The organism is Chryseobacterium sp. FW101-FHT12H09, from assembly GCF_058790395.1.
Genome location: NZ_JBYTCP010000002.1, coordinates 330933 through 345533 on the forward strand (window position 1 = coordinate 330933; position 14601 = coordinate 345533).

Below are 14601 nucleotides of genomic sequence, written 5' to 3' on the forward strand. Positions count from 1 at the left end.
TTTTTAAATAACACCATATTTATATATTGTTTTTTACCATTTTCCCCAATTTCTCAAGATCACTTTCTACCCTATCTGTCCATTCTAAGGCATAATTCAATCGCATACAGTTTCTGTATTGGTCATATTGAGAAAACATTCTTCCGGGAGCAAAATTGATCTTCTGACTATAAGCTTCGTCAAATAAATCTTCCGTACATATTCTTTTGTCTAGCTCCAGCCATAACATAAAACCTCCTTTTGGTTCGGAAACTTTAGTATTGTCCGGAAAATAAGCCGTAACTGCTTTTTGAATCTGAAGGTAATTAGCATAGAGTTTATTTCTGAATGTCCTCAAGTGATGATCATAACGGCCATGTTCCAGAAAATCTGTAATCACATCAGAATATAATGATGGACTGCATACCGTCTGAACAAGCTTCTGGCGGATAATCCGATCTTTAAACTGACCCGGAGCCACCCACCCCACCCGATAACCGGGAGCCATGGTCTTCGAAACTGAACCCAACCACATCACCAATCCTGCCTCATCATAAAACTTACATGGCTTGGGACGTTCTGCTCCGAAATATAGATTCCCATAGATATCATCTTCGATCAAAGGAACATTATAGTGCGTGATTAATCTCACCAGCTCCCTCTTGTTTTCATCAGGCATTTGAAACCCCATCGGGTTATTAAAGTTCGTCACAAAACAACATGCTGATAATTTTGGCAATACTTTTTTTAAAGCATCAAGATCTACTCCATATACCGGATGAGTGGGAATTTCAACTGCTTTTAGTCCCAATAACTGGATGGCCTGCAAAATTCCAAAATAAGCAGGGCTTTCCACCGCAACCAGATCACCAGGCTTTGTTACGGCCATCAGACTATTATAAATAGCATTCATTGCCCCAGAGGTTATCACCAGATCATCTTCCGTAATTTTCCCTTCCATAACCAATGACCATTTTGCCAGTTCCCGACGAAGGCTCTGTTTTCCCTGTACCGGTTCATAATCCGTTCCGCTGTCATTTCTGCTCTTTACAACATTAATGATCGATTTTTTCATCTTGGCCAAAGGAAGAAAGTTCTTGCCGGGAATTGCCAGAGCAAACTGAGTAAAATCCTTCTCTGAAATAGTTCCAAACACCTTATCAATAAGATCTTCCTTTGTTCCTTCAGCTTCAAAGCTTTTTATTTTGGCAACAGATGGCAACGCCAGTTTTCGTTGTGAAGTATGGCTTACAAAATAGCCAAATTTAGGCTTCGATTCAATAAGAGAATGACTCTCAAGCTCCATATAAGCCAGCTTTATGGTATTCAGGCTAACATTATATAGCTTCTGAGCACTTCGGAGTGAAGGTAGTTTATCTCCAAACTGTAATGTCTCAGTTTGGATTTGCTCCATCATTATTTTTGCTATTTTAAGGTATAAAACTTCTTTGGCCATAGGATGATCGTTTTAAATATAAAGTAAACAGAAAATATCTTTGTTAAACATTGATCCAATTAACAATACTGTTGATTGTACTTTTCAATTGTTGTGGGTTTTTATAATTTTCTGAAGGGTTTCTTTTAAAGTAATCTTCAACAAAGAATTCAAAAGCTCCTTTTTCTTCCTTATTTAAATCCCCAACTTCATGTATGATAAAATCAGGTTTCCCAAACCTGTTTACCACAAGACATGCAAAAGCAATAATAGCATTTGCTTTCTTTGCCACAAGAAAGGGAAGTCCAAAACTCTCATTAACGATTTTTGAATTTTGCTTTTGAAGAAAAATATTCTTTAAAAGTACCATATCAGAAATATAAACTTCTTGATATTGGAGATTGTGTGGGTACTGAATACGCGTTTCCATAGTGCTTGCTTTATAATAAACAAAATTATAAAGCCTATACGAAAGGACACAGATACAGAACTTAGTATTATCGTGGATACAGCAATATTATTTTGAAAAAGAAATACAAATTCTGATTAAATTTTAATTGATCCTCTTCTTTGAAAAATGAATAATAAAGTCATCAAACTCCCTTTTATAGCTTCTTCCCACAGGAATTGAAGACTTCTCCAATAAAACCTCGTCATTATTAAAAGCGGAGACATACAGGGAATTGATCAAAAAAGACCGATGTACTCTTATAAATCCCTTCTCTGAAAGTACATCATTCAGCTCTGAAATTTTATTTTTAGCGACAATATGCAAACTTCCTTTTAATACCACTTTCACATCATTACCATTGCCTTCAAAGTAAATGATCTCATTCAGCAGAATTTTCCTTTGTAAACCTTCAGACTTTAGGAGTATAAACTCCTCAGCTGTTTTCTCTGTTGAAACATTTCGAAGTACACGATCCACAGATTTAAAAAATCGTTCAAAAGTGATTGGTTTTAAAATATAATCTACCGCCTCAAGCTCGAATCCTTCAATAGCAAATTCGCGATAAGCTGTTGTAAAAATAGTTTTAGGTTTTTTATTAAGAGATTTCAAAAAGTCTATCCCATTCAAATCAGGCATCTGGATATCCAGAAACATCAAATCTATTGACTTTTCCTGTAAGAGCTGATACGCTTCAATAGCACTTTTAGCCGTCCCTAAAAGTTTCAACGTTTCAATCTTTGAAATGTGACTTTCCAAAAGCTGTATGGCTAAAGGTTCATCATCCACTATGATACAGTTAATCATTTTGCGCAGGTATCGTTATTTTTATGGTAAACCAGTTATTTTCTTTTAAGGTACTCAACTCAAACCGATTGTCAAAATACAGTCGAAGCTGCTCCTTGATATTTTTCAAACCAAGTCCTTCTTTCTCAGCTTCTACAGCGTCCGGGCACGTATTTTCAACTTTTAAAACTGAGTGATTCCGATTGGTCTCTACCCAGATATTAATTTCTGCTTTTCCTGATATTTTCCCGGCTCCATGTTTAAATGCATTTTCCACTACAGAAAGAAACAGCAAAGGAGGAATGGTATTTGAGCTTTCCAGTTTCTCGAATTTACGGACTTTTAATCTTTCATCGTATCGTAATTTCTCGAGTTCTATATAGTCATCTATAATTAAAAGCTCATCAGAAATAAGGACTGTTTTCCTTTGTCCCTTGTATAAAATATAATCCAGAATGTCGGAAAGGCGATTGATCGATTCAGAGGTCCGTTCAGAATTAGCAACAGAAAGTGCGTAGATATTATTTAGTGTATTGAATAAAAAGTGTGGGTTTAATTGAGATTTTAATACTTTTAGCTCAAGTTCTGCCTTTTCTTTCAAAAGTTGGGTTGTATTTTCTTTTTCATTTCTATACCGTATCATAAACATCGTAGCGACAAAAATAAAACTTCCTGTTACGATAGAGAATACATAATAAAATAAAAGATAATTCAGGCCAGTTACGATATCCACTAAGCTATCTTTGGGATAATTCATAAAAACAGGTTCTACTGCGTACACAATAAAAATTCTATTAATAACCGAAATAATATAGATGCTTATAACCAGGTAAGTTGAAAATAGAAAATATTTTTTGCTGTTGAAAAACCGGGCAATCAGCACATAATAGATAAAATTGGCACCTGCAATTTGAAAAATCCAATGGCTAATATCATAAATAAGGTTTTCATTGAAATGGGCGTAGTCATAATGACCATAATCTTTGGCCATTCCAAACAAAAATAATCCTATCCAAAAAATAACCTGGAAACCAATATTCTGCTGTATTCTCTTCTTTTTCGTAGTCTTCACAATATCCAAAAATATAAAATCCAGATCGATGAAAATACATTTAGTTTTTAATAAAGTAAAATTGCTGGTGAATAACGATATTTTACATTCAGACAGCAAAAGATGCTTTCTACCATTAAATACATTCATTCTGACACAATCGCTCAATAAGCGCCTTCTTTTAGAAAAATTTGCAAAAAAACAATAATGGATACACCATCTGAGCGATTTTATGGACTCGATCACTTAAGAGCTACTGCGATTCTGTTGGTCTTATTTTATCATTACCGGGCATTTACCCATCCTGAATGGGTAGATATTTATGGAAGATTTGGATGGACAGGTGTGGATCTATTCTTTGTGTTAAGCGGATTCCTGATCTCTAATCAGCTCTTCAAAGAAATAAAAATTCATCAGAAGATCGATCTCAGATCATTTTTTGTCAATAGATTCTTCAGGATTATTCCGCCCTATCTCTTCACCGTTTTGCTGTATTTCAGTTTCCCTTTTTTTAGAGAAAGGGAAAGCTTATCTCCGCTTTGGAAATTTCTCACCTTTATCCAAAACTATGGTCTTGATGTGATCAACCAGGGAACTTTTTCTCATGCCTGGTCTTTGTGTATTGAAGAACAATTTTACCTTTTGCTTCCCTTTTCATTGTTATTATTTTTAAAAACAAAAACGTTTAAATATTTAAAAATTTTTATCGCTTTAGTTCTCATTTTCAGTATACTTATCCGGTTTATTACATGGCACGGGTTTATAGTTCCTCATATCAATACCGAAAACTTTTGGAAAGAATGGTATATGAATATCTATTATCCTACTTATACCCGTTTGGATAGCTTAGCTATAGGAGTTCTGATTGGTTATTTATTTCAGTTCTCTTTAAAATTTAAAGTCCTGATCAACACCTATGGAAATCTTCTTTTTATTGCTGGTGTTCTCCTTCTGGGATTTTCTTTTTGGTTCTGTGATGAACAAGCTTCAAAAAACGCCTCTGTTTTTGGATTTACCTCAGTTGCCATAAGCTATGGACTGATCGTTATGTCTGCTATTTCCCATTCGTCCTTTATTTCTAAATCGGGATTATTTATTACCAATCAGCTCGCCAGTCTTTCTTATGCCATCTATCTTTCCCATAAAGGTGTTATTCATATGGTACAGGAAGGATTAAAATCTTTAAACATCGCTATTCCCGATAATATAGTGCTTTTGATCTGTTTGTCAGCGTGTATCGTTGGGGCATTATTTTACAGATATGCTATTGAAAAACCTTCGGCAAAACTAAAAAGAATTGTAAATCGCCGATACAGACCTATTAAATAAACCATCAACCAACACTTATCTTTAAAATACCTACATCTATATAGAAAGTAAATCCATTTATTAGCTTGTCCTGGCCTGGTATTAAGTATACTGGTAATTTTAGGATAATAATTTTAAATACAACAACCTATGAAAAATTTTAAGAAGCTTAGCAGACAAGAGCAAAAAGAAATTCTGGGACAAGGTGGAAGTGTTGGTGGAGGTACAATAGGTGGTCCAGCCATCCCATTTTGTAAAAGTGATGCAGACTGCGCTTCAGGCTCTTGCTGTTCCTATTCCTATTCAGTATGGATGTGCTTTAAACCCAAACCAGAATTTCAATGCGCCACATCCACACCTCCAGAGGTGTCTTAAATTGAATTACTCATTATCATTCAATCTAAAATCTAATAACGCAAACAGGCTAATTAGTCCTGTTTTTATTTATATGAAAATATATTATTGTGAGTTTATCCCTAAATACATCCTTCATTAAAGTAGAATGTTGCTGAGGCAAAATTTTCTTTTTTATACTTCTTACATTCACTAAATACAAAATTCTTCCAGACATTCGTTTTATCATCCTCATTACCAAAAAGTTATTTATTCTCTAAGAGCAGGGAATATCCATTTTAAATAAGCCTAAACTAACATTTCCACTATAATATTTTACTTAAAATATTAAATTTTGTAAACACGATTAACTTTTTAAAAAAACATCAATCAAATGATTGTTTTGTATTAAATTTATACATCCAATTTTTTTAAGAAGTTTTTAATCCATAAACCGAGATCCTGATGATCTCCTATTTGCTATGAAGATACCCAAACAACTCAATGTTATCAGGAGGAGGGTGATGCGGAGCCTTACAAAAAATATAGGAAAATCAAATTCCACTGTTAAGCAAGGCAAAGAGGTAACGATAAAAAAAATACTCATCTCCCGCCCCAATCATAGATTGGGAAATCTTTTGTTGCTTTCACCAATAGTTCAGGAAGTTATTGACACTTTTCCAAATGCCAAAATTGATCTATTTGTAAAAGGCAGTATTTCACCCATTATTTTTAAAAATTACGAAAATATTGATCGGATCATTCAACTTCCAAAGAAGCCGTTCAGTAACTTATTAAAATATATAAAAGGCTGGAGTCTGCTGCGCTGGACCAAATATGATCTGGTTATCAATACAAGCCACAGCTCATCTTCGGGAAAATTATCTACTCAGATGGCCAATGCTGAGTACAAGTTTTTTAATGAATGGAATGATGAACTCCATTTAAAATACCCGGACTATCCACATGCCGCAAAAAATGCAATCTACAATCTCCGGGCATTTCTTACCCAATTGGGATTTGAAGAAAATACAGGTAAAATCCCTTTTTTAAGTATAAAACTGGATAGAAATGAGATAGAAACCGGCAAAATAAAACTAAACGAAATCATCAACAATGACAAAAGGACCATTTGTCTTTTCACAAACGCTACCGGGGACAAGTGTTATTCGAAAGACTGGTGGGCTTCATTTCATGAAAATTTACAGTCTGCGTTTCCAGATTATAATATCATCGAACTCTTACCCGTGGAAAATATTTCCAGATTAGATTTTAAAATCCCGTCTTTCTACAGTACAGATATTCGGGAGATGGGTTCTTTCATTGCTAATACAAGTGTTTTTATCGCTGCAGATAATGGTGTAATGCATTTGTCCAGCGCTGTAGAAACCCCAACTGTAGGACTGTTTGCAGTAACTGATGAGAACGCATACAAACCTTACAATGACAAAAGTTTTTCTATTAATACAAACCACGTTAATGAACATCAAATAATGGACATGCTAAAAGCAGTTCTTAATTAAAGAATTGCATCGAATACTGAACTTGAAACCTACTGATCTTTACCACAATTACATTTATAATAAGTATGAATATTGTTCTTACACCCGATTATTCTCATTATAAGGATGAAATAATCCGTATCATAAAAAACTTCCATAACGAGGGTACTTTAATTGGTCCCGGAAGCAGAAATATTGTAAAATCATTTACAATCGACGGAAAGCAGCTGAATTTTAAATCATTTAAGCAGCATAACTTTATCAACAGGCATGTTTATAAGTATTACCGTAAGTCTAAAGCAAAACGATCTTTCGAATATGCCAATATGCTGATTGAGAAAAACTTCTACTCCCCACAGCCCATCGCCTACGTAGAATTTCATGATTGGCTGGGGCTAACAAACAGCTATTATATAAGCGAACAACTAGAAAACACCTGTACCTTAGAAAACGTTTTTTATTCCGAAAGACCTTTTGAGGATGTGAAAGAGATTATCAAAGCGTACACCCAGTTAGTTTTTCAATTGCATGAACAGGGAATTGAATTCATTGATAATTCTCCAGGAAATTTCTTAATAGAAAAGATCAACGATGCCTATCGTTTTTTTATGGTAGATCTTAACAGAATGAATTTTCATGCCGATTTTGAACTTCCAAAAAGGATTAAAAACTTTTCACGAATAACCAATGATCCAAAGATTCTCAAAATCATCAGTACAGAATATTCGTTACTGGCAGGAATTTCCCCCGAATACTTTTTAAAACAAATCGTTAATGCCAGCAACAAGCTACGAACCAAGCGTAAGATAAAAAAAGTATTGAAGTTTTATAAATATTTCCTGAAAGTCATTCCCGTGTCTAGAAATTTAATACTCATTTCAATGATCAGCCTTTTAGAATCTGACTTACCTTTTCTTCTTTCCGTTTAAGTGGATAAGAATTATAATTTAAAATAATTGGGCAACAGATGAAGCTTTGAAGAAGGAGTTGGAGAAGTAATTGTTGCTTTTAGAATAATTGAAAATATAGAATCCTGCTTTTTTAAGTGGGGGTTTTTGTTGTACTATTATTTAGAACCTAATATCAAATTTTAACTTTAAATTTCATCTCCTCTATTTATTTTTCCCTATTATTCTCACAAGTTTTTTTATAACATCGGAGAACACACGCTTATCACTTACTTGTTAAACGGATATTCATTGATCCAGTGAAAACCACGCTTGTTTAGCCGATAATCTTCCTTTTTCTTTCTTATTGTTTTTATTCTTACAGAGTCGCTCCCCATATTTCCCGTAAAAAAAATGATACTGTCTTTTTGAACATTGTAATGCAGATTTGCGTATATATGGTCTCGTTCCTCTTTACGAAGTGTAAGTGTTTTTTTTCGTGTATCTATAACGCCCTGAAATGCCTTAGTCTTGTCATTGTTAAGAACTATACCTGTCCGGCCGGGGTAACTGATCAATAGTTTTTTCCAGCCAACAGAATCGTTGCTGCAGGATGGTATTTCCTGATTGTTAATTATAAATTTCTCAACCGTATATGCGCCCTCCATTGGTACAGCTGGAGGTGTATAAGACAGCACTGACGAAGAAGTGAGTATAAAATAAGCCACGACAAGTCCCTTGAGGACAATAAGTGTAATACGCTTCCACCTTTTGTCGGATGTTCGTTTTTGAAAACGTAGTTGCGACGGTTGATGCAAAACAAAAAAGCGATACAGCGCAATGGCATCACCGCTTACAATAAATACACAAAACAAAACAGTATGGCTGGAAAATATTTTTACGGGGACATCATAAAAAAAATTCAGCAGCGCTACATTGATCATCACCGTCATGGAAAAAAGCGCGCCAAAAGTTTTTGTTCGCCTGAAAAGAAGTAAAAGTCCACCAATAGATTCCAGCAGTCCGGAAACAAATGTATATCCTTTGGAAGCCCCCATCATAGCCCATATTATTCCCATGGGCGACATATCGCCAACTTTTTCTTCCAGCCTCCCAATCGAGTTGGCAGGAAACTGACCGTTGTGCAGTTTCGCAAAACCATACGAAAGCATGATCATGGCTACATAATAACGTGCTACTACTACCGTAAACCAATGAAGATCTTTAAATGTACGCTGCTTTTTATCTGTAAAAAGTATAATGAGCGCCGCCACTGCAGCTAAGCCCATACTGACGAAAACTACCCAATAATCCAATGTTGTATCCCCACTGCCAGTCATCATAATATATTCCACCTGCTGCTGCTGAAAAACATTTTTACACAACCACAACACTCCGTTTTTATATATTCCCGCTAAAGGCGAAAACTGTGAGGTGAGGATAAAAAGATACACATAAGAAATAACATACAAATGCAGGAAACGTAATACAGCATTGGGCTTTCTTTGATTGGGAAAATTGGTAGATCTTGTATCCATATTAACAATCGTTTTGTGAGATTTATTTTTATCTAATATTAACTTGTTCGGGGTTTTGCAATGGTGAGGCAAACGAAGAACAAGTCCAAATTTATACATTTTTATTATTCGTTTGTAAAGTTATATCTGACTCGCCTTTTCTTCTTTCGATTTAAGCATATGAAAAATTATAATTAAAAACATATAACCAACGGAAAAACTTTTTACGAACCTTTGAAAAACTAAAATCACCAGAATAACAACAACAATTTTCTTTATATTTGTAGAAAGCACATTTAAGATGTCACTATGGAAAAGCTAAAAAGTCTAAGAAAGCAGAGAGGATATACTCAGGAATACATGTCAAAAATTCTGGCAACGGATGTTTCAAACTATTGCAGAAAAGAAAGCGGCGATGTAAAGATATTTGACGATGAATGGGTGAAGCTGGCCAAAGCTTTGGATGTTCCAGTGGAAGATATTAAAGAAGAAAGAACTAATGGCGTTGTTCAAAACAACGACAATTTAACTTTTAATGATAGCAGTACTTTTCAACAAACAGGTAATACAAACCAATACTATAATATTCCAGACTATATGCTTGAAAACCATAAAGAGTATATTGATTTGTTGAAGGAGCAGAATGAGGCTTTAAAGAAGGAATTGGAGAAATTTAAATCTGGGAATTAATTTTGTTCTTGGAATGATTGAAAATATAAGTCCTGCTTTTTTAAAGTAGGGCTTTTTTGTTGAAAAAAGGTTTTGTTTCTGATTTTCAATAAATGATAAATATTATAATTATTTAATCAGTCTAATTGCACTATCAAAAAAACATAATCAACATAACACTATAAACATTCACAACAATTAAAACAATTCCAAATATTTTTTGTAGGTTAGCTATAATATGTCAAATAATTTGACATATTATCATTAAAAACTAACAACCAACAACGATATGAACTTAGATGAATTATACCATCTTCGTAAAGATTTTACGATAATTGGATTAACAGGTCGTATAGGATCTGGCTGTACAGAAGTAGCTCAGAGGCTTTCTACTAAAGATTATAATTTCGAACTACCTTCGAACATTAATCCTGAAAATCTAATTGATCCTGAAACAATTAAAATCAACATTTGCCAAAATTATTTAAAAGAAAACTGGAGATCTTTTACAATAATAAATTACGAATATGTACTCCTATTACACTTGATTTATGAGTCAATCAACTCAAGTGATTTTCCGAAATTCTTTTTTTCTGTATTCTTTCAGAATGGCTCTAGTACACAACTTGGTAAAAAAATTTCTTTTAAAAATAGATTTGATCCAAAAGAAGATTCTGATATTGAAAAAATCCTTAATACATTACTATCTGATAATTTGGAATCTTTTCAATTTTTAAAAAATCATACAGAATTCGATCTCTCTGAGTTTCTTGAAGTTTTGAAACTACAAAAGCCCTGTGATCAAATTTTTAGAAGTTTTTTCAACTTCTGTGAACTGTTTTATAACATTCTACATAAATATAACATTACAAAAAAAACACGTCTTGTCCATGATCTAGCAAATAACTTAAGACGGTATAAAACGGTCAAAAATCTTAATTTGCCCGAGCAACGAGAAAACCTTGATAATATATATACTATAGCGGCAACTATCAATCAGCTTATAAAAATATGGAGGAATGAAAGTAAGGAAAATTGTAAAATAGTTATTGATTCTCTAAAAAACTCTCTTGAATTAAGCTTTTTTAAGGAAAAATTTTCAGCATTCTATATGATAGCTGTTAAAAAAAATCTATCAGAAAGAAATGATGAACTTAAGAAAAGTATTACCGAATTTGGATACAGTGGAGAAAATATTCATATGCATTTAGAAAATATCATAGGATTAGATGACAATGAATATAAAGGAGATGACGTCAATAGTGGGCGTTTTGCCTTTCCAGATATTGAAAATTGTATACAAAAGAGCGAATATCATTTGTTTTTTTCAAAAATGAAAAAAGGTGAATTTGAAGATTGTCCTAACTGCGAGTCAAATATCCATGATAAAAGATATAAATATTTAGGCTTAGACGTACAGATTATAAAATTAATGGCATTAATTCACCAGCCTGGTATTGTAACCCCAACAGCAATTGAAAGAACAATGCAAATCGCCTTTAATGCTAAATACAATTCAGGATGTATATCTAGGCAAGTGGGTGCCGTAATTACTGACGACCAATTTAGAGTAAAGGCAATTGGCTGGAATGATGTTGCACAAGGGCAAATACCTTGCTCTCTTAGAAACATTAAGGATTTAGAGGATGGAAAAAACAATATGCATTTTAGTGACTTTGAATTAGGAAAGTCTAAAGATAAAACAGAAGATGGTCTTGAAAGTTCGGAGGATTTTAAGTACAAAGACGGGGAAGATTTTAAAACGAAAGTTAAAAAACTACTTGTTGATGGAGATCTAACAAATTTAAACGGCAAGACTTGTTCATACTGTTTTAAAACCTTTCATAATAGTTTTGAAAATGAAAAAAATCAAGTACACACCAGATCATTACATGCAGAAGAGAATGCTATGATGCAAATTGCTAAATATGGTGGTAATCAACTTTTAAATGGTTATCTTTTTACCACAGCAAGCCCTTGTGAGCTTTGTAGCAAAAAGGCATTTCAGTTAGGAATAAAAAATATTTATTATATTGATCCATATCCCGGAATTGCATCTAAACACACGTTAAAAAGTGGAGTAAAAACTGAAAACAATCCAAAACTAGTAATGTTTCAGGGAGCTATTGGAAAAACTTTTCATAAACTTTATGAACCTTTCCTTTCTTACAAAGATGAACTCTCAATACTTACTAAGATAAAGCCAAAACCTGATGCTTTTGAAAGTATAAAAAAATTAGGAATAGATGATCAAAAACTCCACCAAATACAAAAAATTCTAAATTCATAACTTTTTAGCTCATCATAATCTTTCTATCTTTTTTAATTTTACATTTTTAAGATATAATCGAAGTGAATTAGCCTCTAATGCATAAATTTTATACAAATGGGAATAAAATATTCTAATAAAACTAAAAACAGCTGGTAATTCAGCTGTTTTTAGTTTTATTAGAATATCTATTTAAAAAAAAAGAAATTTCTTTTTTTTCTTTTGCGGTTTATCCTTAATTATAAGAATACAGTCATTCTTTATCCAGTAATGTGAATGGCATCTAAAATTCCAATTTCCAATTGAAGGATAAAGTGTTGTGCTTGCTCCATCAAATGTTAATTTCCAATCTTTGGGTGAAAGCCTTGTGACTACCTTATTTTTGCATCCACACATACAAAGATGGACAGCTACTTTGTATTGAATTGATATATACAAAATTCCTTCTTCAAGGTTTTGTGGAATTTCGTCCGTAAATTTATGTCTAATCTTCATCATGAAATATTTTTGTTTTTTCCAATATAAAATGTGAAGAATTTTGATTTAATGCCCCTTCATAAAATCCACAATGTTGCTTCCATTTTATTACTGCTTGAACAGCATTAAGAGCATTCAATTCAGCAATTTGGATATTTGAATTATATTGATTATCCACTAACTCATTATATTCACTTCCAACTTGCTGACAATATGTTATTCTTGTTGCTCCCGCAAGCTTTTCATTTTGAATATTAACACCTAACCCTACATCAATAAAAGATATTTTTTTTGATAATAAATACTTTGTTATAAAATTCCTAACATCATTTCTATCAATACTGAGAAATACAAAATCCATCTTGTCCAGCTCAGATATATTTACTTCTGAAATTATTTCTAAATGAGGCATCAATCCTGAATGCATATTTGAATAAATCTGAGTTAAGTAATCCACTTTTGCGGGTCTATTTTTCAATTGTATAATACTAGCCGCTCCGGGGGTTCTGAAAGCATTGTGCGATTCAAAGGAATCATTGTCAAATAAGTGTATTTCTAACACTGGCGTTTTTGACACTAAATCAAGAATATAGCTACCTGTTCCCCCAAGTCCTACGATTGCTACTTTCATCCCATTAAATTTCTCATTGAGAAAGTCAATCCTTGCTCTTGAAGAATTGGAATCAAAATAAGTAAATGGAATTTCTGATTCAGTTATAACAATTGGTTTGAATGTTTTTGCAGTTACTTTATTAGTGTAATCAAGTGAAATAGCCTCATTGGATATAACTCTAATGTAGCTTGTGAATTTGTCGTAAAAGTTTTCAAATGGATTTTTAGGTTTATTTGAAAAAGAATACTCCGCAATAAAATCTTTAGATAAGACTTGTTTATCCTGATATTCAATAGCTGTGATTGGATTTCCATCAGTATGACATGGTTTTTCACCTATGAAATGAATTACATGATCATTTGGTTTTGCTATAATACCTAAATCAGGAGTGGTTTGAAATGGCGAGAACAAAATACCATATTTAATTTCTTTATTTGAATTAACGTAAGGAATATGGTGGATACAAATGTATCCACCTTTTATTTCTACTTCGTACCCCTCGTCTAAAAGAGAGCGAACGTCTGGGCTATGATTTATCTGTTGCAGTAACATAAAATATCATTTTGTGTTTAACCTTAATCGATTTACCATTCGTAAGCACTCCCTCTGGGTGAGAAAAATGCCCATTTTCATACGCTACTGTAAAAGCTGTATTTGGATTATTCATTACGTGCCCAGACAATACGATCACTTCATCAAAAGAAATCGTATCTTTTTCCCAGTAATGATTTGTACCATTTACTACTATATAGCTTCTTTCCTTTGGCTTAGAAATAAATTTTTCCTTGCCCTCTCTAGCCAGATCAACAAACTCGTTGTCTTCGATTAAATCATCTTCCCATCCTTTAGGGTTATCTAAATAAACAATATGATCATCTGAGATATTTCCTTTCTTACGAATTTCACTCCCTTTTACGTATTGTTTATAAGAAACAAAATCTTTTCCATTAATGGAATATTCAAGCTTTTTAATTACATAGAATTGTTCTATATCGGGTCTCGCAAGATTTACTCTTATTTCATTTTCAATTAATTCATCCTCGTATGGAGCATCAATTGATAGATATAATTCTGTTGAATAGGGAATTCCTTTCAGATCTTTAAGCTCTTTCCCTGTGATATACTGATTTGTTGTTAAAAATTCTTCACCATCTATTAAAAATTTAAGTGGTGGTCTATTATATACTTCCATAGTAGTATTTTTTACTTTTTTTATTATTAAAATTTTACATTTTTGTTACATTCTACGTAACACAAGACCACACTTAGTGGTGCGCTAAATAATTGTTTCTGCGACCTAAGATTTAATAATTAAACAATAACAAGC

At 33.0% G+C, this 14601-nt stretch carries 14 protein-coding genes; 6 read left to right on the forward strand and 8 right to left on the reverse strand.

Going from position 1 to position 14601, the window contains the following annotated elements; genetic code table 11:
* Positions 1 to 19 precede the first annotated feature (19 nt).
* From AC3WRL_RS07160 to AC3WRL_RS07175, 4 genes are all read right to left on the reverse strand, one after another.
* Complete coding sequence (locus AC3WRL_RS07160) at positions 20 to 1435, reverse strand: aminotransferase-like domain-containing protein (RefSeq protein ID WP_261510472.1); 1416 nt, start codon at positions 1433 to 1435, stop codon at positions 20 to 22.
* A gap of 43 nt (positions 1436 to 1478) precedes the next feature.
* On the reverse strand, positions 1479 to 1844 hold the full coding sequence (locus tag AC3WRL_RS07165) for a hypothetical protein (protein WP_492330005.1): 366 nt from the start codon (positions 1842 to 1844) through the stop codon (positions 1479 to 1481).
* Between the two features lie 123 nt (positions 1845 to 1967).
* Positions 1968 to 2669: a LytR/AlgR family response regulator transcription factor gene (locus AC3WRL_RS07170; protein WP_492330006.1), complete on the reverse strand. Its 702-nt coding sequence runs from the start codon at positions 2667 to 2669 to the stop codon at positions 1968 to 1970.
* A complete protein-coding gene (locus AC3WRL_RS07175; protein WP_492330007.1) occupies positions 2662 to 3867 on the reverse strand; it encodes a sensor histidine kinase in 1206 nt (401 codons plus the stop codon). Before AC3WRL_RS07175 ends, AC3WRL_RS07170 begins: the two co-directional genes overlap by 8 nt.
* Positions 3868 to 3906: 39 nt before the next feature.
* Between AC3WRL_RS07175 and AC3WRL_RS07180 the strand changes: the two genes are divergently transcribed.
* The 4 genes from AC3WRL_RS07180 (at position 3907) to AC3WRL_RS07195 (ending at position 7771) form a co-directional block, all read left to right on the forward strand.
* Positions 3907 to 5028, forward strand: a complete 1122-nt coding sequence (locus tag AC3WRL_RS07180) for an acyltransferase family protein (RefSeq protein ID WP_492330008.1) — start codon at positions 3907 to 3909, stop codon at positions 5026 to 5028.
* Between the two features lie 129 nt (positions 5029 to 5157).
* Positions 5158 to 5382, forward strand: a complete 225-nt coding sequence (locus tag AC3WRL_RS07185; RefSeq protein WP_492330009.1) for a bacteriocin-like protein — start codon at positions 5158 to 5160, stop codon at positions 5380 to 5382.
* A gap of 440 nt (positions 5383 to 5822) precedes the next feature.
* On the forward strand, positions 5823 to 6863 hold the full coding sequence (locus AC3WRL_RS07190) for a glycosyltransferase family 9 protein (protein WP_214829698.1): 1041 nt from the start codon (positions 5823 to 5825) through the stop codon (positions 6861 to 6863).
* A gap of 65 nt (positions 6864 to 6928) precedes the next feature.
* Positions 6929 to 7771, forward strand: coding sequence for a lipopolysaccharide kinase InaA family protein (locus tag AC3WRL_RS07195; RefSeq protein ID WP_214829700.1), 843 nt, complete (start codon positions 6929 to 6931; stop codon positions 7769 to 7771).
* A 248-nt stretch (positions 7772 to 8019) separates the two neighbouring features.
* Here AC3WRL_RS07195 and AC3WRL_RS07200 read toward each other — a convergent pair whose 3' ends face one another.
* The gene (locus AC3WRL_RS07200) at positions 8020 to 9339 is read right to left on the reverse strand and encodes a hypothetical protein (protein ID WP_492330010.1); all 1320 of its coding nucleotides are present in this window, start codon (positions 9337 to 9339) and stop codon (positions 8020 to 8022) included.
* Between the two features lie 216 nt (positions 9340 to 9555).
* On the opposite strand from AC3WRL_RS07200, the gene AC3WRL_RS07205 reads away from it, so the two are divergent.
* The gene (locus AC3WRL_RS07205; RefSeq protein WP_492330011.1) at positions 9556 to 9936 is read left to right on the forward strand and encodes a helix-turn-helix transcriptional regulator; all 381 of its coding nucleotides are present in this window, start codon (positions 9556 to 9558) and stop codon (positions 9934 to 9936) included.
* Positions 9937 to 10204: 268 nt separating this feature from the next.
* Entirely contained in the window at positions 10205 to 12205 is a 2001-nt protein-coding gene (locus AC3WRL_RS07210; RefSeq protein ID WP_492330012.1) for a hypothetical protein, read from the forward strand.
* Positions 12206 to 12376: 171 nt separating this feature from the next.
* On the opposite strand, the gene AC3WRL_RS07215 is transcribed toward AC3WRL_RS07210, so the two are convergent.
* Genes AC3WRL_RS07215 through AC3WRL_RS07225 form a run of 3 tightly spaced genes read right to left on the reverse strand, consistent with a single transcriptional unit; the run spans position 12377 to position 14466 of the window.
* A complete protein-coding gene (locus tag AC3WRL_RS07215) occupies positions 12377 to 12682 on the reverse strand; it encodes a ubiquitination-like system serine protease family protein (protein ID WP_492330013.1) in 306 nt (101 codons plus the stop codon).
* Complete coding sequence (locus AC3WRL_RS07220) at positions 12669 to 13826, reverse strand: ThiF family adenylyltransferase (RefSeq protein WP_492330014.1); 1158 nt, start codon at positions 13824 to 13826, stop codon at positions 12669 to 12671. The genes AC3WRL_RS07215 and AC3WRL_RS07220 overlap by 14 nt, the downstream gene beginning before the upstream one ends.
* Positions 13801 to 14466: a multiubiquitin domain-containing protein gene (locus AC3WRL_RS07225; protein ID WP_492330015.1), complete on the reverse strand. Its 666-nt coding sequence runs from the start codon at positions 14464 to 14466 to the stop codon at positions 13801 to 13803. The genes AC3WRL_RS07220 and AC3WRL_RS07225 overlap by 26 nt, the downstream gene beginning before the upstream one ends.
* Between the last annotated feature and the right edge of the window lie 135 nt (positions 14467 to 14601).

Bases quoted from the DNA above. Each gene is read 5' to 3' on its own strand.
- AC3WRL_RS07190 (WP_214829698.1), top strand. From the start codon at position 5,823: ATGAAGATACCCAAACAACTCAATGTTATCAGGAGGAGGGTGATGCGG.
- AC3WRL_RS07160 (WP_261510472.1), bottom strand. From the start codon at position 1,435: ATGGCCAAAGAAGTTTTATACCTTAAAATAGCAAAAATAATGATGGAG.
- AC3WRL_RS07165 (WP_492330005.1), bottom strand. From the start codon at position 1,844: ATGGAAACGCGTATTCAGTACCCACACAATCTCCAATATCAAGAAGTT.
- AC3WRL_RS07225 (WP_492330015.1), bottom strand. From the start codon at position 14,466: ATGGAAGTATATAATAGACCACCACTTAAATTTTTAATAGATGGTGAA.
- AC3WRL_RS07205 (WP_492330011.1), top strand. From the start codon at position 9,556: ATGGAAAAGCTAAAAAGTCTAAGAAAGCAGAGAGGATATACTCAGGAA.
- AC3WRL_RS07220 (WP_492330014.1), bottom strand. From the start codon at position 13,826: ATGTTACTGCAACAGATAAATCATAGCCCAGACGTTCGCTCTCTTTTA.
- AC3WRL_RS07210 (WP_492330012.1), top strand. From the start codon at position 10,205: ATGAACTTAGATGAATTATACCATCTTCGTAAAGATTTTACGATAATT.
- AC3WRL_RS07180 (WP_492330008.1), top strand. From the start codon at position 3,907: ATGGATACACCATCTGAGCGATTTTATGGACTCGATCACTTAAGAGCT.
- AC3WRL_RS07185 (WP_492330009.1), top strand. From the start codon at position 5,158: ATGAAAAATTTTAAGAAGCTTAGCAGACAAGAGCAAAAAGAAATTCTG.
- AC3WRL_RS07195 (WP_214829700.1), top strand. From the start codon at position 6,929: ATGAATATTGTTCTTACACCCGATTATTCTCATTATAAGGATGAAATA.
- AC3WRL_RS07170 (WP_492330006.1), bottom strand. From the start codon at position 2,669: ATGATTAACTGTATCATAGTGGATGATGAACCTTTAGCCATACAGCTT.
- AC3WRL_RS07215 (WP_492330013.1), bottom strand. From the start codon at position 12,682: ATGATGAAGATTAGACATAAATTTACGGACGAAATTCCACAAAACCTT.